Source organism: Glutamicibacter sp. X7, from assembly GCF_054889245.1.
This window is the reverse complement of record NZ_CM142678.1, coordinates 1,296,396-1,320,894: the sequence shown is the minus strand read 5'-3', so window position 1 is coordinate 1,320,894 and position 24,499 is coordinate 1,296,396. Positions and strand designations below refer to the sequence as shown.

At 62.8% G+C, this 24,499-nt stretch carries 26 protein-coding genes; 18 read left to right on the top strand and 8 right to left on the bottom strand.

Annotated elements, in window-relative coordinates; genetic code table 11:
* Positions 1–83: 83 nt before the first annotated feature.
* From ACYU0X_RS06455 to ACYU0X_RS06440, 4 genes are all read left to right on the top strand, one after another.
* Complete coding sequence (locus ACYU0X_RS06455; RefSeq protein WP_461902468.1) at positions 84–716, top strand: helix-turn-helix domain-containing protein; 633 nt, start codon at positions 84–86, stop codon at positions 714–716.
* A complete protein-coding gene (locus ACYU0X_RS06450) occupies positions 709–1,902 on the top strand; it encodes a hypothetical protein (protein ID WP_461902467.1) in 1,194 nt (397 codons plus the stop codon). The genes ACYU0X_RS06455 and ACYU0X_RS06450 overlap by 8 nt, the downstream gene beginning before the upstream one ends.
* A gap of 129 nt (positions 1,903–2,031) precedes the next feature.
* Positions 2,032–2,433 (top strand): ImmA/IrrE family metallo-endopeptidase, encoded by a 402-nt coding sequence (locus tag ACYU0X_RS06445; RefSeq protein WP_461902466.1) that lies wholly within the window; start codon positions 2,032–2,034, stop codon positions 2,431–2,433.
* 93 nt (positions 2,434–2,526) lie between these two features.
* Positions 2,527–3,984 carry a recombinase family protein gene (locus ACYU0X_RS06440; RefSeq protein ID WP_461902465.1) on the top strand — a complete coding sequence of 486 codons (1,458 nt, stop codon included), beginning with the start codon at positions 2,527–2,529 and terminating at the stop codon, positions 3,982–3,984.
* On the opposite strand, the gene ACYU0X_RS06435 is transcribed toward ACYU0X_RS06440, so the two are convergent.
* From ACYU0X_RS06435 to ACYU0X_RS06420, 4 genes are all read right to left on the bottom strand, one after another.
* Positions 3,981–4,121, bottom strand: a complete 141-nt coding sequence (locus tag ACYU0X_RS06435) for a hypothetical protein (protein ID WP_461902464.1) — start codon at positions 4,119–4,121, stop codon at positions 3,981–3,983. The genes ACYU0X_RS06440 and ACYU0X_RS06435 overlap by 4 nt on opposite strands.
* Positions 4,122–4,188: 67 nt before the next feature.
* On the bottom strand, positions 4,189–5,130 hold the full coding sequence (locus ACYU0X_RS06430) for a type II secretion system F family protein (protein WP_461902463.1): 942 nt from the start codon (positions 5,128–5,130) through the stop codon (positions 4,189–4,191).
* The gene (locus ACYU0X_RS06425) at positions 5,127–5,978 is read right to left on the bottom strand and encodes a type II secretion system F family protein (RefSeq protein WP_461902462.1); all 852 of its coding nucleotides are present in this window, start codon (positions 5,976–5,978) and stop codon (positions 5,127–5,129) included. The genes ACYU0X_RS06430 and ACYU0X_RS06425 overlap by 4 nt, the downstream gene beginning before the upstream one ends.
* Entirely contained in the window at positions 5,975–6,991 is a 1,017-nt protein-coding gene (locus ACYU0X_RS06420) for a CpaF family protein (protein ID WP_461902461.1), read from the bottom strand. Before ACYU0X_RS06420 ends, ACYU0X_RS06425 begins: the two co-directional genes overlap by 4 nt.
* Here ACYU0X_RS06420 and ACYU0X_RS06415 point away from each other — a divergent pair.
* Together ACYU0X_RS06415 and ACYU0X_RS06410 are read left to right on the top strand one after the other, a co-directional pair.
* Positions 6,979–8,520 (top strand): recombinase family protein, encoded by a 1,542-nt coding sequence (locus tag ACYU0X_RS06415; RefSeq protein WP_418908935.1) that lies wholly within the window; start codon positions 6,979–6,981, stop codon positions 8,518–8,520. The genes ACYU0X_RS06420 and ACYU0X_RS06415 overlap by 13 nt on opposite strands.
* 254 nt (positions 8,521–8,774) lie before the next feature.
* Entirely contained in the window at positions 8,775–8,951 is a 177-nt protein-coding gene (locus ACYU0X_RS06410) for a hypothetical protein (protein ID WP_418908934.1), read from the top strand.
* A 53-nt stretch (positions 8,952–9,004) separates the two neighbouring features.
* Here the strand turns inward: ACYU0X_RS06410 and ACYU0X_RS06405 are convergent, their stop codons facing one another.
* Positions 9,005–9,736, bottom strand: coding sequence for a TIGR02391 family protein (locus tag ACYU0X_RS06405; RefSeq protein ID WP_461902460.1), 732 nt, complete (start codon positions 9,734–9,736; stop codon positions 9,005–9,007).
* 112 nt (positions 9,737–9,848) lie between these two features.
* On the opposite strand from ACYU0X_RS06405, the gene ACYU0X_RS06400 reads away from it, so the two are divergent.
* Together ACYU0X_RS06400 and ACYU0X_RS06395 are read left to right on the top strand one after the other, a co-directional pair.
* A complete protein-coding gene (locus ACYU0X_RS06400) occupies positions 9,849–10,373 on the top strand; it encodes a phosphoribosylamine--glycine ligase (RefSeq protein WP_418908932.1) in 525 nt (174 codons plus the stop codon).
* A gap of 388 nt (positions 10,374–10,761) precedes the next feature.
* Positions 10,762–11,100 (top strand): hypothetical protein, encoded by a 339-nt coding sequence (locus ACYU0X_RS06395; RefSeq protein ID WP_418908931.1) that lies wholly within the window; start codon positions 10,762–10,764, stop codon positions 11,098–11,100.
* 425 nt (positions 11,101–11,525) lie between these two features.
* On the opposite strand, the gene ACYU0X_RS06390 is transcribed toward ACYU0X_RS06395, so the two are convergent.
* Positions 11,526–11,942: a helix-turn-helix domain-containing protein gene (locus tag ACYU0X_RS06390; RefSeq protein WP_461902459.1), complete on the bottom strand. Its 417-nt coding sequence runs from the start codon at positions 11,940–11,942 to the stop codon at positions 11,526–11,528.
* 252 nt (positions 11,943–12,194) lie between these two features.
* Between ACYU0X_RS06390 and ACYU0X_RS06385 the strand changes: the two genes are divergently transcribed.
* From ACYU0X_RS06385 to ACYU0X_RS06350, 8 genes are all read left to right on the top strand, one after another.
* The gene (locus tag ACYU0X_RS06385; RefSeq protein WP_418908929.1) at positions 12,195–12,533 is read left to right on the top strand and encodes a helix-turn-helix domain-containing protein; all 339 of its coding nucleotides are present in this window, start codon (positions 12,195–12,197) and stop codon (positions 12,531–12,533) included.
* A 102-nt stretch (positions 12,534–12,635) separates the two neighbouring features.
* Complete coding sequence (locus ACYU0X_RS06380) at positions 12,636–14,420, top strand: hypothetical protein (RefSeq protein ID WP_418908928.1); 1,785 nt, start codon at positions 12,636–12,638, stop codon at positions 14,418–14,420.
* On the top strand, positions 14,420–15,412 hold the full coding sequence (locus ACYU0X_RS06375) for a hypothetical protein (RefSeq protein ID WP_418908927.1): 993 nt from the start codon (positions 14,420–14,422) through the stop codon (positions 15,410–15,412). The genes ACYU0X_RS06380 and ACYU0X_RS06375 overlap by 1 nt, the downstream gene beginning before the upstream one ends.
* Positions 15,413–15,659: 247 nt before the next feature.
* Positions 15,660–16,724 carry a hypothetical protein gene (locus tag ACYU0X_RS06370; protein WP_418908926.1) on the top strand — a complete coding sequence of 355 codons (1,065 nt, stop codon included), beginning with the start codon at positions 15,660–15,662 and terminating at the stop codon, positions 16,722–16,724.
* A 1,433-nt stretch (positions 16,725–18,157) separates the two neighbouring features.
* Positions 18,158–18,664, top strand: coding sequence for a hypothetical protein (locus ACYU0X_RS06365; RefSeq protein ID WP_461902458.1), 507 nt, complete (start codon positions 18,158–18,160; stop codon positions 18,662–18,664).
* A gap of 2 nt (positions 18,665–18,666) precedes the next feature.
* Positions 18,667–20,571 carry a relaxase/mobilization nuclease domain-containing protein gene (locus ACYU0X_RS06360; RefSeq protein WP_461902457.1) on the top strand — a complete coding sequence of 635 codons (1,905 nt, stop codon included), beginning with the start codon at positions 18,667–18,669 and terminating at the stop codon, positions 20,569–20,571.
* On the top strand, positions 20,568–20,810 hold the full coding sequence (locus ACYU0X_RS06355; protein ID WP_418908923.1) for a hypothetical protein: 243 nt from the start codon (positions 20,568–20,570) through the stop codon (positions 20,808–20,810). The genes ACYU0X_RS06360 and ACYU0X_RS06355 overlap by 4 nt, the downstream gene beginning before the upstream one ends.
* Before the next feature lie 22 nt (positions 20,811–20,832).
* Positions 20,833–21,366 (top strand): hypothetical protein, encoded by a 534-nt coding sequence (locus tag ACYU0X_RS06350; protein ID WP_461902456.1) that lies wholly within the window; start codon positions 20,833–20,835, stop codon positions 21,364–21,366.
* A 71-nt stretch (positions 21,367–21,437) separates the two neighbouring features.
* Here ACYU0X_RS06350 and ACYU0X_RS06345 read toward each other — a convergent pair whose 3' ends face one another.
* Together ACYU0X_RS06345 and ACYU0X_RS06340 are read right to left on the bottom strand one after the other, a co-directional pair.
* Entirely contained in the window at positions 21,438–22,877 is a 1,440-nt protein-coding gene (locus ACYU0X_RS06345; RefSeq protein WP_418908921.1) for a type IV secretory system conjugative DNA transfer family protein, read from the bottom strand.
* Positions 22,878–22,959: 82 nt separating this feature from the next.
* Positions 22,960–23,199 carry a hypothetical protein gene (locus ACYU0X_RS06340; RefSeq protein WP_418908920.1) on the bottom strand — a complete coding sequence of 80 codons (240 nt, stop codon included), beginning with the start codon at positions 23,197–23,199 and terminating at the stop codon, positions 22,960–22,962.
* Positions 23,200–23,367: 168 nt separating this feature from the next.
* On the opposite strand from ACYU0X_RS06340, the gene ACYU0X_RS06335 reads away from it, so the two are divergent.
* Both ACYU0X_RS06335 and ACYU0X_RS06330 read left to right on the top strand, forming a co-directional pair.
* Positions 23,368–23,547 (top strand): hypothetical protein, encoded by a 180-nt coding sequence (locus tag ACYU0X_RS06335; protein WP_418908919.1) that lies wholly within the window; start codon positions 23,368–23,370, stop codon positions 23,545–23,547.
* Positions 23,544–24,386 carry a hypothetical protein gene (locus ACYU0X_RS06330; protein WP_418908918.1) on the top strand — a complete coding sequence of 281 codons (843 nt, stop codon included), beginning with the start codon at positions 23,544–23,546 and terminating at the stop codon, positions 24,384–24,386. The genes ACYU0X_RS06335 and ACYU0X_RS06330 overlap by 4 nt, the downstream gene beginning before the upstream one ends.
* Positions 24,387–24,499 lie beyond the last annotated feature (113 nt).

The following is a 24,499-nucleotide window of genomic DNA, read 5'->3' as shown; positions in this document are numbered from 1 at the left end:
GGATTGAACTATCTTTAACGTGGTGGACATGGTCTGTCGATACTCGATGGACACGAGTCGCGGCGTCAGATGAAGGTGGATTTATGCACGAGTTGGGGCGCTACTTACAGCGCAAGATAGATGACCGAGGGTGGACAGTCTCCGAGCTAGTCCGTCGCTCTGGCCTGTCTCGCCAAACCGTGTACAACCTCATCAACGACAGTCGCGAGCACATGGACCAAACCCCGCAACGAAAAACGGTGAACGGCTTGGCCCGCGCGCTAGACGTGAACCCCGTGGAAATTTTGACGGTAAGCGCACAAGCCATCGGGGTGCCAGTAGATTCCCTACCGGCCACCCAGGCACTGAGTGGAGCTTCGGACCAGCAGATTCTCACGGAACTTGCTTTGCGACTGTCTTCCGCAAAGGGACAGCACATTGAATCCACCAACCAAAGCACATCTCAACCGCACCGACTGCGCATTCGCCCCGTGGCGCCGGCCGATCGCCCTGGCGCGGGACAGAAGAGCGATGACGGATACCCGCGCCCCAATGACATCGAGCTCGAGTTAGAGCAAGCCGGATTCCAACAAGTACACAAGGGCGAAGCTTCAAAGCACCCCACGCCACACGACGAGCGCCTCGCCGCCCACCCACCATTCGAGTCAGAAGCACAGAAGTTCGAGCGCCTGCACGGCGAGCGCGGCGAGGAGAGCCAGGAGCGCAATCATGAGTGAAGCTTTGAATCACGAGTCGCTGCTTCGCGAGGATATTTCAGTTGCTTTGACGCAGGTGGTAGACCTATGCCGAATGTATCGCTCTGGCCGGATAAACGACCCTGCCATCATCGAGCCTGATATTTATGTTCGGCTCGTCGACATGCTGTCAGGATCGTCTACCGTTTGGCTAGATGCGCTTAATCAGAACGAAGTGCCGCTTAACATCGACGCCGCCGGCGACTTCCTTCGGGATACGTGCGAAATTTGCGATTGGCTTGAAGTTGGATTCCCCTCAGTCCCTGATTCGTTGTTGCAGTTTTTCGATTTCTGCAAAAATTACATGAGCTCCTTTCCGAAGATCTTCGTGTCAGCGGCTGAAGTCGCAGACCATATATCTTCGGCCCTGTGTGGCCCGTACCAGTATCAGGCCGAGCTTGATTCAGACATCAAGAGCATGGCCAAGAGTTCCGGCCCTCAAGGTTCGGCCGTAACTAATTCTGGGCGGGAAACTATGATCGCGATGCGTGCTCGCCTGTATGCGCAGAAGCTTCGAAAAGCCGAAACTCAGCTCCTCGAGCTGAACGAGAAGGCGGAGACTTGGGAATCCACGATTGATAAACTCCGCGATTCCACAACAGAACAGGTTGCGGCGCTGGCGTCTTCCCGTATGGAGTACGAGAGTGAGCTGAAGAAACTTAAGCAACTCCGCCACCAGGAAGGGGCTGATAAGGTTTCACGGCACTATAAGAATTATGCTAGGAGAAGTTCGTCCGGCTACTGGCTATTCTTGGGCATAGGCGTTGTTATTTTCATTATTGCCGGCTGGGAGGCCGTCCGGTTTACCAGCGTCATTACCAACCCCAACAGTTCCGCAGGCGGCGAGCTATGGGCGAGCGTTGCCTGGCGAATAGCTCTAGTCTCCGGGGCCGTCGCGATTGGCGGCTTACTCCTGAAGCAGGCTTCCCACTTCCGAGCGCACGCAACTTGGGCACGCTCGATCGTCGTTCAGCTCAACACTTTCGACGCCTACACCGCCGACATCACTGACCCAACTGAGAAGAACATCCTCAGGGCCGAGTTCTCCAGACGCGTTTTCGGGAACGAACCCAACCCGGAGGTCGGCTCGAGTCAACCCAATGACAGCGCCTCGTCACTGATCCCGGTTCTCGCCGAGATGTTGCGGAACACGCAAAAAGGGCAGTAGTCCCGGCGTCATATTCCGCGACAACCTAGACGATTTTCCATCAATAATTTCAGGTACTTTGTCGCACTGAACTAGAAATTCCAGCATGTAACATTTGAGGTCGCATGTATTCGAACATATCTTCTAATCATGTTGCACCAGTCGACACACAAACCCCGTATCGCCCCAGCAACAATCATCTGGGAGCGTCCCAACCCCACCATGCCCGCCGCTACCGACGGCGAGCGCATCTGGATTGATCCTGATCTGAGCCGTGCGGAGATCCGCTGCGCCTTGATGCACGAAATGTTCCATGTCAGTAGTGGTCATCGTGGTTGCCAGCCGCCAGCCGTTGAGCGCGAGGTTTGCCTCGAAGTCGCTCGTATTCTGGTCTCGTTCAACGATCTTCGCCGTGTTGCTGGTTGGGCTACTTGCCCGGCGGATATGGCCGAGGAGTTGGGGGTTACCGAGCATGTGGTCATCGACCGGCTGCAGACCCTCGACGGCGACCAGATTCAGCAGCTGTGGCCGCCAAGTGACCACGTCGCATGAGCAGAGATCCACAGTTCGCTCTGCATCCCGCCTCGCCAATGGTGTGCCGCGCCAGACTCAGAGAAACCTCCTATGAAACGAGGGGCACTCATCATGAAGACAAAGAAAAAGACAACTCCAATACGGCCCCGCGCCGTGCTATACCTCAGGCAGTCGATCGCCCGCGAGGACTCAATCAGTCTCGAACTACAGGAAGATGCCGGCCGACGCTACTGCGAGCAGGCCGGATACCAAGTCGTCGCTGTCGAAGCCGACCCTGGTATCAGCGGGCGCACATGGAACCGCCCCGCAGTGCAGCGCGTCATGGGCATGATCGAGAACGGGGACGCTGAGGTCATCGTCCTGTGGAAGTGGTCCAGGCTCTCTCGCGCCCGGCTGGACTGGGCTGTGGCCATCGACAAGGTAGAAACCGCTGGCGGCCGGATCGAATCCGCGACAGAGTCCGTAGACGTCTCCACCTCGACCGGGCGCTTCGCCCGCGGCATGCTCGCCGAGTTCGCTGCCTTCGAATCCGAGAGGATCGGCGACACCTGGCGCGAAGCACACCGGCGCCGCGTCGAGAGCGGCCGACCAGCTAGCGGCAGGAAGCGGTTCGGGTACAACTACGACCGAGCGACAGGCTTCACTCCACACCCCGTCGAGGGCCCAATCGTCCAGGAAAGCTACCGTCGCTACCTGCTCGGTGAATCCTTCCAGACCATCGCCGCCTGGCTGAACAGCACCGACGTCCGCCCCAGCCCCGGCTACGGCCCCACGAAGAGCGGGCTTTGGTCCGATCGCGCCATCCAGCGAGTCCTGGACAACCCGTTCTCGGCCGGTAAGTTCACACACAAGGGCGAACTCCACAAGGGTATCCACGAACCGCTCATCACCGAGGAGCAGTGGGAAGAGTATCTGGTGCGCAGGAAAGCCCGTTATGTGCACCGCCGTGGGGAAAAGACTCAGTACCTGCTTACCGGGTACATCTACTGTGGCCAGTGCGGCTACGGCATGTATGCCGGTCTCTTCGGCCACAACCGCACACTCAAATACCGCTGCTCAGGTGCCGCCAATTTCCGTATCCACTCCGGCGGGTATGTCACCGAGAAAGTCATCATGGCAGCGCTGCTCCCCTGGCTCGGTGAACTTGTCGAAGAACTCAACGCCCAGGCGGCGAGCGCCACTGTGAAGATGCCGGCACTGCCGGACCGTACTGCGTCGCTGAATCGGCAGCTGATCAAGAACGGCGCGCGTTTGGACAACCTCACCACGCGGTTCATTGATGAGCTGATCCCGGCGGACGTGTACCAGCGGATGCGGGACGAGCTGCTGGCGGAGAAGGGCCGGTTGGAGAGTGAGCTGATGGAGGCCCGGGTGAATGCGCGGAAGCCTGCCGTAGAGCTCGCACCGGATTTGATGGACCACTGGGATCAGATGCCGTTGACGGTACGGCGAGAGATCCTGTCCCGTGTCCTGGGAAAAATTGTCGTGACCTCGAAACGGCCGCAGTCGGAGGTTAGGATTGTGGCTAAATGGGAGGATACGGCCAAGTCAGGGCGTAGTAGCAATTAGGCCCTATTCACGAGAGTAATCATTACCCAGCCGGGTACGTCTCCACGGCTATCGCGCACGGTGGGCGCCCAGCGTGCCCACGTACGTTCAACGATCCGGCGCAATGTGTTCAGTAGTTGGAAAAAGATGGTGGTCATGCGGTCCATGGTGAGTTCTCCTGATCGGTTAGGGTAGCGGGAAATTGATGAACGACGGAGGAATTGGTCAATAACTCACCTCCAACAATGCGAGGCCAGGAAAGACCGCAAAAATGACGGTAAGGGGCAGAACGCCGAACACTATGGGGACCAGCATGCTGATTTCTCTTTTGCCAGCGACTTCCATGAGTTCACGCTTCGCAGCATCTCGAACGTCTTGGGCTTGGTCTCGCAGGACTTGCGCAATGGGAGTTCCGCGTTCTGTGGCGACGTTGACCGCGTCGACAAAGCGCGTGATCGCACTGACCTGGACTCGGTCGGCCATCTCATTCAGTGCTTTGGCAACGGAGGAGCCAGCACGAATTTCGTTGATCATGGCCGCAAATTCTTCACCGATAACTCCACGGCACGTTGCAGAGATCCGTTCAATGGCACCTACCGTTGACTCACCGGCCCCAACGGCCAAGGCCATGACCTCGGCCACGGTGGGAAATTGTGTCAGGATCTTGCGTCGACGTCTTGCCACTTGTTCACCGAGGATCCAACCTCTGAACAGGTAGGCCACTACCCCACAGGTGGCGACGAGGAAGACAGATGGCACTAGGTCCAAACTGCGGCCGAACCCTGCCAACGTCACCACTACTGCCCCGAGGAAGATGCCTGCCATCATGCTCAGTACCTGTTGTGTTCGGAAATCGATGACCGACATCTGCGAACCGGCAGCGGCCAGTCGTTTACGCAATACCTGATTTCCGGGATTATGGGTTCGAATGCGACGACGGATCTGCTCAACGAGCGGATCAAGGAACTGGACCAGAGCCAAACGGTTGTGGTGTTGTGTCCATCCTTCGACGAGCAGCCGCGAAGGGCGCTGACCGACACGAATATGCGGGGCAATGCGGTCGACAAAAGTACTTGAGCGCCAAGCTGGAACCCGTGCCACGACAAGACACAATCCCACGCCGATGCCGAGCCCGCACAAGACTGCCCACCCGAAATAGCCGCTCATGTCAGTACCCGCTCTTCCACTGGCAGGGTGCCTAGGCGCAGCATGATGCGGTAGCAGATTAGCGAGATGAGCAGTCCGCCGATGAGTAGCATCACCCCGGCTGGGCTTGTGTACGCCTGTTGAGCCGCGTCTTGTGTGCCAAGGACTAGCAATAGGATCCACGGTGCCGCGACGGCCAGACGAGATGCCGAAACGATCCACGATTGGCGGGCTGCCAATTCACCACGAGTGCGTACCTCATCGCGGAGGAATGCGGCGAGCGTGCTGAGCGTCGTCCCCAGATCGGTGCCACCGACTTCACGAGTGATTCGCAATGTGGTCAGAATCTTATCCGCCACCGGGTCTGCGAGGCGGTCGGCGAGCTGCTCCAAGGCGATGGTGAACTTTCCCGTTGCCCGGTAATCAAGCGCAAATTCATGAAAAGCGGGGCGCAATATCTCCGGCCCAACCTCAGCGAGTTGGCTAAGCGACTCGGGTAACGACAGACCGGCTCGGATCGCACTGCGAAGGTGGTCGACAACCTCGGGCCATTGTTCGCGCAACAAGGCTTGTCGTTTCGTGGCCTGATGCCGCAGGTAGGCCCATGGCGCACCGGCGCCAAAGAGGAAGAAGATGGCTGCGAAAAGCATCGAACCGGTCAGCGCTATCGTCAGCAGGGCACTGACGGTGGCGCAGGCGAAGGCAATCATGACAAATTTCGCCGGACTCAGTCCGATAATGCCGGCCCGGAGTAAGGCTTGCCGGATTCGCGACGGTTTCCGCACCGGTTTGCGCCAAGGGTCGAACAGTAACCAGTCCACAGCCAAGGCGATTCCTAACCCCAATGTGGCGCCAATGAGCAGGCTCATATCCGGTCCCCCAACATTTGGGAAATGTTCACACCGGCCAACTCGAACTTACGATGGCTGAAATCCGCGCCGCCCGCCGGAACGAGCCGGTCGCCGTGCCGTTCAAAGAGTGTCGACGTCTCGATCTGACCGCCGTCTTCGACACGGTTCTTCAGGCCGATAATTTCTTCCACGTAGCGCTGCCCTTCAGCGTCTCTTGTGCAGTGCACGACAAGATCAATGCAGGACGCCACCGTCTTCGTTACGAAGTCAGCTGTGATGTTTGGTCCCGCTAGTAGCGGCAGTGTACAGATCTTTGTGATGGCGTCTCGCGCGGAGTTGGCATGCAGGGTGCAAAGACCGGCGATCCCGGAATTCAACGCGATCAGCATGTCGAGCGACTCTGCCTCGCGGACCTCGCCGATCACGATGCGGTCCGGGCGCATTCGCAACGCCTCCTTGACCAGACGCCGCATCGTGATTTCTCCAGTGCCTTCGAGATTCGGCAAGCGGGTCTGTAGCCCGACCACGTCTCGATGGGACAGCTTCACCTCAAAAATTTCCTCGATGGTGATAATTCGTTCGCGGGAGCCAATCGCGGAGGCTAAGCAGTTGAGCATGGTCGTTTTACCGGCCTGCGTGGGGCCAGTGACCACAATATTCATGCCGGCGGCGATCGACCAGGAAAGAAACTGTGCGGCCGTTTCGCTGATGGAGCCCAGTGCGATGAGATCTTCCAGCGATGCCGCGCGGGCCACGAACTTGCGGATGTTCACGGCCCAGTGCTCATGGGTAATGTCGGGAATGACCACATGCAGACGCGACCCGTCGGGCAATTGGCAGTCGACGAAGGGTTGTGAGAGGTCGAGCCGTCGCCCCGACATTTTCAGCATGCGTTCGACCAGATCCGCGATTTGACCAGCATCCAGTCGGATATGCGTTAACTCGCTTTGGCCGCTGCGTGCGCAAAAGACCTGATGCGGCTCACGAACTTCAAAACTTCTCTTGCTAGTATCGACCCATGACCAGTCCAATCGATGCCGCGATCTACGTCCGGATCTCACGGGACTCCGAGGCCCAGGGACTCGGGGTCAAGCGCCAAGAGAAGGACTGCCGGGCCCTCGCCGAGCGTCTCGGCTGGCGCGTCGTCGAGGTCTTCACGGACAACGACGTCTCCGCCTCGAAGAAGAAGCCGAGGCCGGCCTACGAGCAGATGATGCGGGCCGTGGAGACCCGGCGCGTCCACGCGGTGGTGGTCTGGGACGTCGACCGGTTGACGAGGAAGCCGCGCGAGCTCGAGGACTGGATCGACCACGCGAACAAGCTCGGGCTGAGCCTGGCCAGCGTCGGCGGCGAGATCGACCTGGCCACCGAGCAGGGCCGGGCCATGGCCCGCATGAAGGGCGTCTTCGCCCGGCTCGAAGCCGAGACGGTCGCCCGGCGGCAACGCGCCAAGCACAAGGAAATGGCGGAGGCCGGCCGGTACATCGGGCCCAGGCCGTTCGGCTACCGCTTCGCAGCGGACCAGGACGGCTCCACGATCAGAGGTTCCGGCAAGCAGCTGGTCGTCGACCCGGCCGAAGCGGCCGTCATCCGGGAGTGCGCGCGCCGGGTTCTGGACGGCGAGAGTCTCTGGGCGATCACCAAGGACCTGAGCGCCCGCGGAATCGAGACGGCCGCAGGGAATGCCTGGCAGACGCAGACGCTGCGCCGGATGCTCATGCGGTGGACCCAGGCCGGCTACCGCAAGCACCAGGAGTACAAGGACGGCCAGTGGGTCGGGCAGCCCCAGCTCTTCGAAGCGGCCTGGGAGCCCATCATCGATCGGGAGACCCACGAGCGGGTCCTCGCGAAGCTGACCGACCCGTCGAGGATCACCAACAAGGGCGATACCGCGCTGAAGTACTTGCTGACGTGGATCGTCCTGTGCGGCGTGTGCGGCAGGCCCATGGTCGGCGTCAAGGGCTACAAGTACACCGTGAAGGGCTACACGCGCGCTGACGGATCGCAATCGCCGAGCAGGGAACGCCACTACTACGCGAAGTACACGTGCGCGCATCAAGGTTGCCACGGCATCACGCGCCGGATGGACGTGGTCGACGAGTTCGTCGAGCGGCATGTCGTCCGCCTCCTGGAGACCGAGGGCGTGCGCATGCTGGGCGGCGACCAAGCGGTCGTGGACGAAGCCCAGCAGCGGATCGAGGAGATCAAGGCGAGGAAGGCCCTGCTCTCCGACCTGGTGATGACCCCGGCCAGCGAGGGCGGCATGGACGAGGAGCAGTTCCGACGCCAGAACGCCAGGCTGACGACGCAGCTCGAGGCCGAGCAGGCCAGGCTGAGGTCGGCGCGCCCGGCCGACGGGCTGGACGAATTCACGGGATCCTCGGCTGCCGCCGCGTGGGACGCCGCAACGGTCGAGAAGAAGCGGCTGCTGCTCCGCGCCTTGATCGAGATGACCGGCCTGACGATCACGGTGGACAAGATCGGTCCCGGGGCCTTCTCGGCCTCGGGGGCGAATCCCTACAGGGGCATCAGGGTCGAGTGGGACGGAGCCGGCGGCTGATCGCCGCTTCACCGTGAGCGCGACACGCTGCCACCGAGGACTGCGCCTGTCGCCATGAATTTTTATAATGGGATCAGCGCGAAGATCGGCCGCGGGGCCAACGACGACAAAGCGCAGGGACGAGCGACCCGAACACTTCTCATTTAGACGCTCGGCCCGGGATGGAGCGAGCGGCGACCGCCGCACCCGTCAATGGATCGGCGACACGGCCACGACGGGCACGGCTCCGGATGACACGTCCTGGAGGGACCGTCATGCCCGCTGCAGTCGCCGAGCACACCACCGCCGAGGAGTATCTCGAAGCATCGATCGAGCGCTTCCTCGCCACCCGCCCTGCGTTCACTGATGAGATGCGCGACCGGCTAGGGGCGGCGCTGAGGCCCCAGCAATCCAACGCAGAACCCGCAATCCGCATCTCAAAGGCGGCATGATCTCCATACCCAACTATCTGGGTTGAGCGCTACGTCCAGCGACGGTGCATCCATCAAGGACGCACAACTTTCGCTTGATCGACCCAGCGAGCCAGAAGGCTGAATGCAGCCAATTGCTCCAGGGCCAGTTGTTCTTGTCCCCCAGAGTCAGTCGAGGGCTGGTGCATACCAGGATTGCGTATGGCCGAATAGAGGCCTTCCGCGAATGCCCGAGCACCTCGGTGGAGATTCTGGTACGTCTTACCGCCGTCGTCTTCTGCTACTCGGAGCCTAGGGGCGTCGTCCTTGGGCTCGGCCAGCGAAAAGGCCTCATTGAAAAGCGCAGTCTCGGAGATGTCCATTCTCCCAAGCTTCGCCTGAGTCTCGGCGTTGATCCGGATGGCGGCTTGCATCACGGCTTGGTGATAGTGTCCCGTGTTCCAATACGATCGGCCATTCTCCCATGCCCAGGGGTGGAGGTTAGCGGCATCCATGTCTGGGGCATTGTCGCCCAACTTTTCAGCCAATTCGTCCTGCCGCATGTGGGCGGCTCTGGCTCTGGATGCTTGGTCACGAAGCCATGTGTAATCCTTGTCCTTCGCAGGGCGGTCGTTAGCCCACCCCGGCAGTACGCGATCGAGAATCTGTTCTATGACGTGTGCCCGCTGTGCTGCCTCAGTTTTGGGGCCAACCATCACCGTACCGAAGTAAGCAACTCCTGGCCCCATATTCGGGGTCACTTGTGCAGTGACTTTCAGGAACGCATCAATTTCGGCAACTGCCCACTGGGTGTCTAATCTCGTCATAAGTCTAATTAATACCGGCTGTTAGAAAAATCTTGAAGTTTCAATCCAGAACTTTGCACCTCGCTCAAATTATTGGCTTATTTCGCTGGTCTCATTGGCTAGCATTTTGATTATGAATACAGAGTCGATTGCGCTCATCATCTCATTGCTGTCCTTGGTCATAGCCGCACTTTCAATAGGATGGCAGATCGCGCAATACCTGCTGTCAGCAGGCCGGCCCAAGGCAACGCTTCTGCATGGGCTGGTGTCTAGCGCTGCGGCATACACGGGTCCGGTTGGGAGCGATGAGAAGAAGCGCAGTTTGGACGGACTGCTCCAACAGGGCATTTCCGGAGTTGAAGCCATTGGAATCCAGATTACTAACCATGGACGCGCACCTGTCATTATCGAGAAAATCACGTTATTTCCTCGAGGCGGCACCATGTCACTTGTACCTTTGGGTGAATTAATTGGTCCCGATCTGCCATATAAACTTGAACCCGGCGCAAATTCCAGCTGGTATGTCGACTATCTCCACGCCACAAGACTGATAGCTTCTTCACGTGAAGTTCTCCGAGAGAAAGTATCCGGGGTCTACATGTCGGCCCAATTGGGCACAGGGAAGTCGATCAAAACCCGTCGAACGCTTCGAGCTTAACTATCGTGAAGGTTCAGCAAGGCTCAGGGCGCACTTGGGACAAGGTCCATTCGCAACCCTGTGGGATGACTGACTTACCGGATCGACTGCCGTAGATCATCGCCCGAGGAACGGCGCGACAAGGAGCTTCGATAGAACGTCGCGTTCAAGTCCTAGTTGATGCCGTGGCAAGCCGTCGCGCCGCATCGTCGATCTCGAAGCAATTTATTTAGACCGAACTTTGAATAGTCCTGCTCACTTAGTTCATGAGTAAGGTTGTATGCATGATTACAGGCCACTGCTAACCACAAACACGTTCCTCACTTCAACTCTGCACAGCTTGTAGAGGGTCACTAATTCGAAATGACCGGTACTCGAAGGTCGCTGAAACATCACTTTTGGAGAGATCATGGATCGCAACGAGAAAAAGAAAATGCGCGAGCACATCAGCGAGCACATTGACGTTTCGAACGCACGATTGACGGACGACGAGGCACGATTCTTGAATGACTTCGTCGACGGCTACGACGAGTATCGGGGCAAGTCGGAAACTCGGACGAGCAGTTATACTGGCTGGAGCTCAGACGGGAAATACACCCGGGTGGAGACCACCACGGATACTTTCACCGACGAGGTCGGAATACGAATTAACAATTCCTACAAGGATGATGACGGCCAAAGCGGCGAGTCCAGTACCGAGGTTAAGGACGCGCGAGGAATCCTGAACTGGTTCAAGGATCGCCGCTAGATCCTCATACCGGCTAGCGGGGTCCAGCGCTTCGCCTCAGAACGGGCAAGGGCATCTTCTGCCCGAGGCTTCACACCCGTTCGTGCCGTGACTGGATGATGCAGGAAAGCGTCGAATGATTCGGCGGAACCCACGGCGGAACTCGCTGCGCTACGGGTTCCGATTTGCGTTCCGCACCGACTTCCGGCACCCATTTGCGCAGGTGACGCTCACGAAAGCGGCGCAGCTGCGCGGAAATGCGGACGGAATCCCCCTATTTCTCTCCTTGTTGGTCGAAAAGAAGATAGGGGCATTGCATGCAAAGAGAAGCAGGTGGAAAACTTCCGCAGTTCCGCGGCATCTATGCCGAAGCCGGCGCTTGTGCAGGCCGCCCGAGCCGCACTTGGACGGACGGACGGTGCACCACGACGAGACGACTGCTCAAGTTAATTCTGTCGGTACTGGCCGGGCGTCCGGTCGCCTCGCCCTTCCTCCAGTTGAGCGATCTCATGCTCGATGGCGACCATCGCGGCCTGTGCCTGGTGGAATTCCCACTCGGCACCGCTCGCGCGCTCGCTCTGTTTCGAGAGCTTATGGTGCAGTTCGGCGATCCTGGCTTCGATCCTCCCGCCGTTGCTCACGAGGGCGCTGAGCGCAATCCCGAGCACCTCGGCAGCGGCCGCGGCTTCATCGAGCTTGATCATGCGTCCCGAGTTGGGGTTCTCGATCCTCGAAATCGCACTGGCATCGAGATTGACGTTCAGTATCGCCGACGTTCGCTCCGCCAACTCCGCCTGGCTCATGCCCGCATTCTGACGCTCTTCTTTGAGGCGTCCAGCGAACACTTCACTGTACTTTGGCACACCTGCTCCTCGTCTACTTGACCGCATGTGTTGATCTAACATTACATGGACTCAGTAGTTGATGGACCAACACAGTTGGTTTAGGATGGAAGTAAGGCGGCACTCGGAAGTGCAGCCCTCCGCGTGCGGCCAATCGCTTAGCGTCCTCTGAAGGATGCGGCCGCACAAGAGCGTTCGGTCGTAGTGGCCGTCGCGGCTGAGGCAGGCGCGGACTCGGATCGAGAATACGATCTCTCCGAGAGGACGAACGCGATGGCTGCGACTCCTGCCACCAGCTCTATCGATCACCGCAAAGACGACGAACTGACTGTTCCCGAGGTCGCGCGACGGCTGAAGCGCCACCCCCAGACCGTTCGAGAATACATCCACTCCGGCCTGTTGCCGGCGCACCGGGTCGGCATCGGCATGCGATCAGAATTCCGTGTCTACGAGTCAGATCTCAAAAGAGTCGTCCATCCGGTCGTAGCTGCCGAAATCAGCGGCCATTCTCCCGTCGACCCGCGTTGGCTCGCCGAGCGCATCATCGAACTCTGGCCTCGCCTGCCCGAAGACTTCAAGGCTGAACTGAGTAGGCTTGTCGCCGTTTCCTGATTCCACGAAGAAAGCCCCCGCCGAAGCGAGGGCTCTTCAAATGCATCACCCAATCAGATCACGAGTGGCCGCTCGTGGACGATCCGAAAGGACAACACCATTATGTCAGAACCCGTTGCGCGCAGCAACGCTGCGCAGGACAACCAGGACTTCTCGGAGGCAAGCCGCGCACCCGGGAAGAAGTCGGCGGCGCAGCAGCTCGTCGCGCTGGCGCTAGAGTGCTACGACCTCGGCGTGGACACCGACGACAAGCCCTTCGCCGTACGCAAGGGAGGCCACGTGACGCGCCCGCTCAAGGGCGGCAAGCGATCGCTCCGGAAGGAGCTGGGCGGCCTCTTCTACCGCATGAGCGGCAAGACCGCGTCGCAGAACGCCCTGGCCGAGGCGCTGGATGTCCTCGAGTTCGAGGCCACGGAGACGGAGCCGGTCGAGCTCGCGGTGAGGGTGGCACGGCCGCACGACGGCGAAGTCTATGTCGACCTCGGAGACCAGACCGAACGCGTCGTCCGGATCACCGCCGCCGGCTGGGAAATCCTCGACGGCGACGCCGATGTCCCAGTTCTTTTCCGCCGCTCGGCCCTGACCCTCGCGCTGCCGACCCCGATGTCTGGGGGCAACCTCGATCTGCTCTGGAACTTCGTCAACTCGCCTCGCGAGCACGACCGGCAGGTGATCCGCGGCTGGCTCGTCGGAGCCGTAATGCTCGTCGGTCTCCCCTGCCCTGTCCTGGCACTGCTCGGAGAACAGGGCACTGCCAAGTCGAGCGCCATGCGTAGGATTTTCCAGCTCTTCGACCCGACCAAGGCCGAAGTTCGGATGCCGCCCAAGGACGCCAGCAAGCTCCTTCACTCGCTGCACGGATCGAGGTCCTCCGGCTTCGACAACCTGTCGTCAATCCCCAAGTGGATGTCGGACATCCTCTGCCAGGCCGTCACCGGCGGCTCGGACGTCGACAGGGCGCTGTACACCGACGACGAACAGCGCATCATCGCATTCCAGGGCGTGGTCGGCTTCACCGGCATCGATGTCGGAGCCCTCGCCGGGGACTTCGCTGAGCGGTGCGTCTGGGCCGACCTCTGCGTGATCTCCAGGAGCTCGCGCCGCTCAGAACGCGAACTCAATGCCATGTGGGACGAGGCCTATCCTTCGATGGTCGGCGGACTGTTCGACCTCGTCGCGATGACCCTCGAGAAGCTTCCGGAAGTGGACCTCGACGAGAAGCCGCGCATGGCGGACTTCGCCGAGATCCTGGCGGCAGTCGATCTCGCCACCGGCACGAATGGGCTGGAGCACTACGTCCGGTCGCAGGAATTGGTCTCCGAGGAGATCGTCGCCACCGACAAGTTCCTCTCTGCGATCTCTGCACAGATCACCGATCGCTGGGAAGGAACCGGCAAGGACCTGCACGCACTGCTGCCCCGACCCCTCGATGACAAGTTCTGGCCCGAGCAGCGTGGCGTCAGCGGGAAGCTCAAGAAGGTCGCCCCAGACCTCCGCAAGGCCGGCTGGACCGTCGAGCAGGTCGTGCCCGACCCGAAGAGCAAGCGCCCGAAGACCTGGGTCCTGGTGCCTCCTGGCGCGGATCTCATCACTGCCGCTGACATCGCCGTCGTGCAGGCAGCTCGCGAGCTGCACGAGCTCGACGTCGCGCGGTGGACCGAACGCCTCATCGCCGACGGCATGCATCCCGGGGACGCTGGCGAACGAGCGCTGGTGCTGAGGGAGAGTCCCAAGTTCCACGGAGAAGCAAGTCTCCAGTCGATGGCCCGTGCCTCGCAGTCCATCGACCAGCGCCTCTTCGACGAACTGGGCCGGCTGGGCCTGACGCTCGCCTCATTCGACCGGATCGTCGCCGACCGCGTTGATGCCCAGGAGGTCGGACAGTAATGAGCTTCTACGTCTCACCCACGTCTCTCTTCCCCGAGTTCTATGGCAACTCGGCGATCAAGGCCCTTGCCGGGGCGCATCGCTGGACGGTCTCCGGACGCCTGGGCAACGACATCACTGCGAAGGGCAAGGCGCCCATCGACATGCGCGCCCTGCTCGATACTGGTCGGGTGCGCGGGGCCTGGTCGATCAGCGACCAGTGCCTCGTCACACTGGAGGATCTGGCGGATTCGCTTCCGAACGCTGCCAATGCGGCTTTCTACCTGCAGGCGGCGGTAGATGGCCTGATGGTCATCGACGTCGAACCGTCCTGCCCGGCTGAGATCGCCGCCAATCTGCTCGCACTGCCCGGGTTCCTGTACTCCGAGACCTCGATGTCCGGTCGGGGCTATCACCTCGTGGCCGCGATACCGGACAACTTCCATCACCACGGCATCGCATCATCGAAGCGCGTGCTGCGTGAGGAGCACGGATGGTACGAGATCCTGCTCGACCACTGGGTGACGTTCACGCGCAGGCCAGTCAGCGCGGGCATATGGTCTCAGGCCCGCGCCCAGGACCTCGTGACAGCTCCATTCGCCTCGATCGAGGAGCTCTACGCCTCCCTGGCTTCGAAGGCGAAGCCGTCACCGAACGCCTGCGCGACGGCTATCGGCACCGATGACGAGGCTCCCAGCATCAAGGGCGGCGAGCTGATCATTCAAAGGACGCTGGACGGATCTCGTCAGCGTCTGAAGCGCCTCGACGACTTTGGCGGTGACCATTCGCGTTGGGAGTTCTCGATCCTCGGAACGCTATACAAGGAGATGCGCCGTCACTTGGTCGTCGTCGGATTCCGGAACTTCACTAGGTACTCCGCTGGAGAACAGGCCTGGCTGCTCTACAAGGCAGCTCTGGTTGCGCTCCCGAGCCGGTCCAAGCACACGGAGCGTCGCAACGGCCGACCGTTCCTGCTCGACAGGGCCGCTGCGATGGTCGCTGCGAACCCCTGAAAACCCGAATCTTACGGCTGACTATTTTTGATGTTGCCTACGGACAGTTCCCTGCTTGTCAAACGATGAACCCGTCGGACCTAAAAGCTCTGTTGAACCGCGACCTTACTCAAATGGCACCAATGGATCGAATTCGCCTGGCCGAATAGATTTCAACTCGGTTTAATTGTTGAAAAACTGTAAACTCATATACATTCTCTGGACGCCAATTTACTTCTGATCTCACGAAAGACGCTGTGATCTACACATGATTGTAAAGATTGAGCAGAACGAGCTAGACCCGCTACGTACCGTCATGCGTGACTTGCAAACAGGCGCTGCTAGGTATTACGCGCAGACAGCCTCTGGTTCTGAGCTCGGTTCGACGGTTCGTGCGTTCATCGCCAATTGCCAGGTTCTCAACGACTGGTTTTCAAATGCTATCGTCGATGCTGCGTCATATAAGGCCCTCTATGAAACTCCGCGTCATGCAGGCGTAGACATTATTGATGCCATGAAGTACGTGCGAAACGTCTCGCAGCATGTGCTTCATGTGGTCAAGCCGAGCGACACTGTTTCGCTGATCGGCGGAATATTTGGATTACGAGCCTATGCCGAGTGGGAAGCTATTCCCGACGAAATTCATGGAAAGTTGCGTTCTGGCACGCAAGCACTCAAGCCTGCTTATGAGTCCAATCTCGAAGGCAAAGAGCTGATGAGTACCATGATGGCCGTATTGCGCTTCTACGCTGAGATTGCCCCAACCATCGTTCATCGCGACCAACACGACGAGTGGACTGGTTTTCCTCTTATGAACCAACCGGGGATCTCTGATCCCTTACACCCGGAGGAACCTCGGGCGAACATTGCTCAAGCGCGGGCTTGGATGGATAACCGTCGGCCAGGCGGTGACGCTCGAGTCATCTGCGGTCAAGTAACGATCAACGGCGAGCAATACTTCTATGGTTATACGTTCGTGGGACGCCTATCGTTTACGCCGTTCTACGAGACGACCACACAAATCAATCACGACATTTCGTTGGGTTTCCTCTATTACGAAGGAAATCTGGCCGCAAATGTATCCGATGTCAGTGCTGAGTACCCCGATGCGCTTCAAGGACATGTTATCCACAGCAAAGACGAACTTGCCACCTGGACGATAGTCGTTACCCAGGCCATCGCCGGTGAGGATTGGTGTTCTCCCGGCCTCGATTCCGACAGCTGGCGTAGAGGATGCACCCTCGAGATCCCGGACGCCCTACCAGACTATGTGGCCTACGGTGTAAGGCGGGCCCGACGCCTGAATGCACTTGTTCCCCCTCGACATCTTTAGCGTTCAAGTACTCTCGGTCCAGTACACGGCAGTCGCTTCATCGGGCTCGTTCTGGCGCGTCCCACACTATTGGTCGCACTGCTCTGAGCGACACGCTGGGTCCCACCTAGCCTGGACGCTGACTCCGAATAAAAGTCTCTGGTGCTTTATTCCCGGGCCAGATCCGCGGCACCAAGGCCACGCACGCGGCCAATAAATTAATAGATCGATGAAGCGCTCTAGCATGAGTAAGTAGTCACATTGACCGCTCACGGCCCATCAAGCCCGGACGGTATAGAGGTAAAAGGCTCGGCAGGTCTGGCGGGGGGCTGGAACCTCCGCTTCATTATGATTGAACGCTCAACGGCGTATCCTGGATCACCGATGAGACCGCCGGCCGCGTTATTCATGACGAGAAATACGACCAATTCTACGTCTAGCCAAGACTCGGTGCTGGCCAAGGCCGGGGAGCTTACCGATGACATCAGTCCCCGTTGAAAGGCTGGCCTACGCTGTTCGCCGGTGCCTGGCAGAAACTCGGGCCAAGCTTTGCGGAGCACAGTGGCCCGTGCGAACGTTGGTCGTCTGGCGCGACTGGGAAATGGGTTGCGAAAGTCTTCGGGCAAAATCATCTGACGGAGCTGCCTGGTCTCATGATGGTCTCTCGCTGGTCTCGTAGTGGCCAGCTCTGGCCCATCTCCGTCCCGGAAAAGGCCACTCGTCGCACGTGGCATGAACCGCGCTTCGTCCGGGTCTTTTGCGGGTCTGCTTCAGGTCCCGATGCGACCAGGATGCGACCGGCAGCCGCCCATCATCAGACCGCGACAAGACCCGAGAGAGGCCTGGCCTCATTCGGGTCCCACCGCGCCCCGAACGAGACCATCGAAAGCCCGCCTGCGGCCCTTTTAGAGACCTCGGCGAGACCGTCAACGGACCATACCGGGGCGACGCACGATTAGTGTCCGTTGCATGGCCTGATTCTGGTTTTCCTCCGGTCTCCATGCGGGCTGTTCCGGGACCAGCTGCAGACCTCGACAAGTCCAACTCTGGCACCGGAATCGTTCCGCGATTGCCAGCACTTGCTCAAATGCTCGCTGTTCTGCACTCTCGTCGCCGCCAGGCGCGCAGCGCACAGCAGCTTGGCGGAGCCGGCCCACAGGGACCCAGCGAGGCGCGGAGCAACGAGCTGGGTGGGGCCGAGCGGAGCCGGATTCCTCGGAGAGCGCGCAGCGCGATGGACCAGGAAAAGACAGCAGATGGCCGAGCTTGCGAGGCCATCTGTCTGACTTTTCAAACTGGTCCTCGCCTTTGTTGCCAGGGTGTACGGGTCGGTCCTAGACTGGGGTTACAGCAGGTCGCATCATCACCACCGTCCACATCCAACTCATTCTGGGTGGCGCGACCTCAGTTCTCCCGGACGCCGGACGCATGGGATCCATCGAAGGATTCTGCCCATGTCCGCTCTCCCCGATTCACGCAAGCATCGTCGGCCGAAGCCGGTCAACTACGCCACTCGTCGCGCCCTGCGCCTCGGTCCCGCCGAGGAAGCCGCCGTCGCCTCGATGCGTTCCTCCCTCGCCAAGACGCGCGGCGTCGACGCGGACGACGTCAAATTCTCCGACGCGTTGCGCCTGCTCCTGGTCGGCAGCGAGAAGGCCGCCCGAGTCATGGCCGGCCAGCCCGAGACATGGACCTCTTCGCGCACCGTCGAGCTCCCGTTGGAACTCTGGGACGGTCTGAGTGAGTGTCGGAACAGGCTCTCCCATTCGCAGGGCTCGCTCTACAACATCTCTCGCAAGCTCAACTTCGACCAGAGCGTCTCCCCTGCTGAGCTCCGCGATGCCTTCCTCGCAGTCCAGGAGTCCAAGGATGCGATAGCTCGCATGGAGGCGGCGCTCGTGGCGTTCGCCAGCGCAGACCCGGCTGGAGCGGACGCGGAAGCCGGCGACGGTCGGGGCTGACGATGGCGATCATTTCTTCTCAGTCGACGCGGACCAGCGGGCGCGCGCAGAGCTACGCCAAGAAGGGCGCGGTCGCAATCTCCGCGCTCAACGCCGCCGTGCCCATGTTCGAGCAGCGCCTCGCCGAGATCCGCGCCCTGCACGGCAAGGACGGGATGCAGCCGCGCTGCGCGGTCGACGAGAACGGGAAGACAGTGCGCGACGCCAAGGGCCGGCCGGTGCCATTGAAGGACGCCAAAGGCCGGACGCTCTATGAGTCGAAATACGTCGAGGCCTACTCGCTGGTCGAGAGCTTCGGCCACGACGAGCTCGACCCGGACGACCCCGCCTCGTGGGACACCGCCCAGCGCCTGGGCCGGGCGCTGGCCGAGGACCGCTTCCCCGGCCATCCCGTGCTCATCGCCACCGAGGTCTCCGGGCGTTCCGGATGCGTGCACAACCATCTCATCATCGGCGCGGTCCACCCGCAGACCGGCAAGAGCATCGACAGCAACCTCGTCACCCATGCCCGCCTCGCGCTCGCCCACGACCGCGTGCTCGCCGAGCAGGGCTTCGAGCAGCGCGCCGACATGAAGGCCAGTTCCGCCGCAGCGCAGCAGGCGATGGACGAGGCCCGCTCCGCCGTGCTCGCCGACCCCGCCAGCAAGGACCTCTCGCCGAGCATGCTGCGGCGCAGGCTGAGTGCAGCCGAAGGGTCCGTGCGCCTTCAGCACCAGAAAGGGCCACCGGCCTCGCAGGCGCGGCAGGAGCGCCGCCTGCGCGAGTTCGACCGGTACCGGCTCAATGAGCGCGACCGGGAGGTCGCCGCCGGGATCGGCACCGCTCCCCCGAAGGAGCGGTTCTCGGAGATCGAGCTCGAAGCGCGGATCCGCCGCACGCTCGCCGACCCGCGCCTGCAGTCCTGGGACGACGCGACGGCGATCGGCCGCGAGCACGGCGTGACGGTGGCCCGTCGCGGGCAGGACATCGGCTACGGCATGATGCTGAGGCAGCCCGACGGCACCCTCGCGGAGCCCTCCCGCGCCCACACCCGCCGCGGCCAGCGCCTCGGCGACGGGTTCCGCGTTGCCGACGTGGAAGCAGCCATGGAGCGCAACGCCGAGCTCCAGCGCGCCACGCTGGCACAGCAGGAGACGAAGGACCCGGTCCAGGACCTGCAGGACTGGCTGAGCAGCAGAGAGTACGAGGCCGAGTTCGAACGGCTGCGGCACGAGCAGGAGCTGGCAAGGCAGGAACGGGCAGGGCACGACGACGCCTGGGACGGGAGCCGGACGGCAATCGCTGGATCGCCCGAGAACCCGCCGCAGGAACCTTCGATCCAGGATGAGTCCGAAGCAGCCGCGCCGCCAGCGTTCCGGTCGCGGCTGCGCGAGATCGGGCGCAGCAGACTTTCGGAGAGCATGCAGCGGCGCTTGGACGGACTGGCGGCGCTCGAAGAGGACTACCGCGATGCCGGGTACCAGCCCGACCCCGCCTTCGTGGCACGGATCCGCTCCTGCGGCGGGCTAGGACGCTCGACGCTCGAGAAGATCTCCTCCCGGCTCGAACCGGGCCTGCGCGAGCAGCTCGAGCTGTACGTGGACAAGACCGAGCTCAAGGACCAGTCCTACAGGGAGGACCAGCGGCTGGAGAAGGCGATCCGCCAGGACGAGAAGCAGCACCCCTACGGCCGCCCCGTCGGGCAGCGCGACGTCCGCGACGAGCTGCGGCACGAACGCGCCTACCACCGGGACCGCCACCGCCGGCTGGAGCAGGACCTCGGCTCCGGGACCCTGGAGAAGGACACGCCCGGGGCGCAGGCCGAGAGGACCCCGCTGCAGCGCCGGCTCGACGCGGCCCGCTCCGAGAGCCGGGAAGCCAACGACCGCAGCAGGCAGGCGGACCAGGACCACGGACACGGGATGTGAAGGGAGGTGAAGCAATGATCATCAGCAGCAAGGACCGCGCGGACCGGCTGGATGCCATGGCCCGGGCGCTGGAACGGCAGGCCGACGAGGCCGAGGCGTTCTCGCACGGCAGCTGGATGGCCGGAGGACGTCCGAGCCGGTCGCACTACCAGGACCTCGACGCCGTCGAGGAGACCAGGGCACGGGCCCGAGGGTACCGCCAGGAGGCACGGCAGCTGCGCCGGAGCACGGCGCAGTAGAACCACAGGGAAAGGAAGAACGATGGCACAGAACCAGAACATCGACCAGCGGCAGGCGGCGCGCATGCAGCGCCTGCTCGCGACGCAGGGCCAGCGGGCCGTGCAGCGCCGGTTCGGCGAGCAGGCGCTGGGCTCCGAGGAGTTCCAGCAGGCCAGGCAGCAGGAGGCTCAGCGCCAGCGGCGCGGCCAGGAGGTCTGGGCGGAGTCCCGCCGCCAGGCGGCTCTGGAGCAGGAGCGCCGCCAGGAAGCGCAGGAGCAGCAGTGCAGGGAAGCCGAGGCCGAGGCCCGCGAACAGGACCGGGCCAAGCTGGAAGAAGCGCAGCGCCGGCAGCAGGAGCAGGAGCGCACCGATCAGGAACAGGCCGAGCAGTCGCGGCTTGAGCAGCGCGAGCAGGACCGCGGCCAGCACCAGGCCGACGAGCACGAGCCGGACAGCGCGGACCGCGGGCGCGAACGGATCCAGGACGAGCTGCGGGCCGCCCGCGCGGAGACCAGCGCCGCGAACCGGGCCGCGAAGGAGATCGAGAAGGAGCGCAGCCACGGCATGAGCAGGTAGCGGCTCGACGGAAGGAGGGCAGCGAGGAGGGCCGGGACCGCTTGGTCCCGGCCCTCCTCGCTGCCCCGGGGTCAGCCCGCGCGCAGGCTGGTCGAGTCGATGTCGGGGACGGAGACGAGCAGGCCGGGCCCGCCGCCGACCAGCAGCCGTGCCTGGCCCCTGCGCCGCGGCAGCAGCTCCGCCGCGCTCTGCGCCTCGACGCGGTCCCGGGACCTGGACGCGCGGTTAGTGGCATCGGTCGACGAGGTCGTGCGCTCCTCTTCCCCGGCTGCCCAGGCCGCGTCTTCCAAGAAGTCTTTCTCCGCGGCCCCGGTCCCCGGGTACACCAGCACCGCCGGGAAGGTGTCGCGCAGGATCTTCAGCCCGGCGCTCCCCCAGCGCGGCTCGAACTGGCTGGAGGACTGCAGGCCCACGACCATGCGGATCCCCAGGCCGCGGGCCTCGCCGACGATCTGCGGCAGCGCGGGCAGCGGCGCGCCGTTCGCCAGCTCGTCGAGCACCATCAGCAGCGGGTCGAGCCGCCCGACGCGCTTGCGCCAGTGGTTGATGCACTGCATGATCACCGCCGTCGCCGCCGGGGCGGCGCTGCCGTCGAAGGGCGACACGATGTACAGCGTCGCGCCGCGCTCCTCGAGCATCGAGGGATGGAACGGGATGCCCGTGCCGTCGCCGGCCACGGACTCCAGCGTCCACGGGGTCAGCGCCATCAGGCAGTTGATCGCCACGCTGTCCCGCTGCCTCGGGTCCCGCCGCTTCGCCGCCAGCAGCGACTGCGCGTGACGGGAGCGCAGCAGCGCCTTCGAGCGCAGGTACGCCGTGTCCCAGTTCGGCGTCGCGTAGTCGACCGGGGCGTCGGGGTCCGGCTGGTCCTCGTCGCCGCCGATGTCCTCGGCCGCTGCCAGGGCCCAGGCGATGCCTCCGCCCCAGAGCGGCTCCCCCGTCGGGTCCTCGGGGTCCGGCAGCCAGCCGCCGGCGCGCAGGAAGTTCGCCAGGGGCCTGGTCGCGAGCGCCTTCCACTGCGCCGACTCGTCGCTGGAGCCGCCGGTGCCGCCAGCGCCCAGGGTGCCGACCGCGTGCAGCAGGCTGGACATGTTCACGGCCTCGTCGTCGTTCGACACCAGGGCGCACGGGTCGGCCACGACCCGCTGGACGTCGATGCCGTGCAGCTCGGACTCGCGCACTTCCCCGGACAGGTCGAGCAGGTACACCGGGCCGCTCCGGGCCCGCTGCCTGATCGTGAGCTCGGCGAGGTCGCCCTTCGAGGACATCGCGACGACCGGGCGGTCGCCCCAGAGCACCACGTTGGGCCCGAGGCAGGACCTCGTCTTGCCCGAGCCCGTCTTGCCGATTACCGCCAGGTGCGGAGCCGTGGCGGCGATCTGCCCGGCCTTCTGCCCCGCGTTGGGCTCGATCCCGCTGCCGTCGTCGGCGGGCTGGTCGACCAGGACCAGGCCCGCGTACGGGGTGTCGCCCCGGTGCTGCGCTGCATTCTTTCCGGTGGGAGCTCTCATGGCTGCCCCTCCCGCATCTCCTCCGTTCGTCGAGGTGTGCCAGGGGTCCCTGGGCCTCGTTCTACCGCCGTCTCGTGGCGTCCTACGCCCCTTGCCGGGGATCGGCGGCGTCGCCGCCTTCGGGTCTTCTGGGCCTGCCAGCGCCTCGGCGCGTTCCGCCGTGGGCGCTGGCCGGGGCCATCTCGGCGATCTTCGCCGCCAGCAGCGGATCGGCCTCGGCCGCGAGGACCGCGCCGCGCACCCAGCGCGCGCTTGACATCCCCGCGCCGTCGGCGAGCCTGGCCAGCCGGGCGGCGTGCTCGTCGTCGATCTCGATCCTCATGGATCAATCATCCCGGAAGGCTTGATTTAATTCAAGGCGGCAGTCTAGAATAGAAGCACGCTGAGGCGGAGACGAGCCGCCTGATCGACACTGGTCGATCGACCCCGACTACGGGTGTCCGGCGTTTCGTGCTGTCCGGGCACCTCTGACCTGGAAGGCAGGCGTCCCATGGGCAAGATCGGATTCAAGCTCGCCGCGCTGCTCGTCGCCGTCGCGGGCATCTACCTCTTCGGCTTCGTCGCCGGCGGCTCGTTCGGCAGCGGCATGGCCGTCGACCAGTTCGAGGCCTGCCTACCCGCGCAGTCCATCGTCGAGCTGGAGCCCTGCGCCGCAGGTGAGCGGCCGTGAACGCCCAGCGGTGGGAGAAGGAGCGCAGCGCCTGGCTGCTGGCGCGCTCCCGGCCCGGGACCTCGCGGCGTCGGCGCTCCGAGCTGCTGCAGCGGCGGGCGGCCCGCGCCGCGCGACTGGCCCGCACCGGCGTCGCCGACTCGTCGCGGCACGAGGACATCACCCCGCCGCTGTTCCGGCGCATGCTCGCGACCGACGAGGGCTCGGGAGAACAGCTGCTGCGCCTCATCGCAGTGCCCCTGCTGTTCGCCCTCGCCTGGTTCGCCCTGTGGCCCGCAGCAATGCTCGCGGCCGGCGTCTACTACCTGCTCTGGCGCAGCGCGCCGAGGCTCGGCCGGCTGTGGGCGTGGCCGTGGTTCGCCGCGGGCCTGCTCCTGCTGGGAAGCGGGGCCGCCGTCCGCGAGCTGTCCGGGCTCGGGCCCGGCGCGTGGTTCGTGGCCTGGCCGCCGGCGCTGCACGTGCACCTTCCCATCCTCGTTCCAACCTGGCTGTGGGTCCAGGCCGGCCTGGGGCTGCTCCTGGCCGGGATGCTGGTCCGCGAGTCCGGATGGGCTGCGGTGAAGCCGCGGTCCGGCATCGGCAAGGCCGGTGCGAAGAAGAACGCCGACGGTTCGTTCGCGAAGGTCGCGGACGAGGACCTGGTCGTCCTCGCGCCGTTCGCCGGCCACCGGAGCGAGCCTAAGAACGCGCCCGCTCCTGGCGAAGGAAGCGTCGTCCAGGCGGCAGCGCCCGAACGCGAGGATCCACCGATGCCACCTGAGCCCACCGAGGAAGAACCGGTCTTCGAGAACGAGGACGACTTCATCGTCTTCGATGGCGAGGGAGGTACCAGCCGTTGAATGGGCGAAGGCCGCAGAGGACCCGGCCGGCGCAGCACCAGCCGGGACGAGACGACGGGGAGGCCTCCGAGCCGATCCGCACCGAGACGAATCGAGAACAGCGAAGGAGCGCA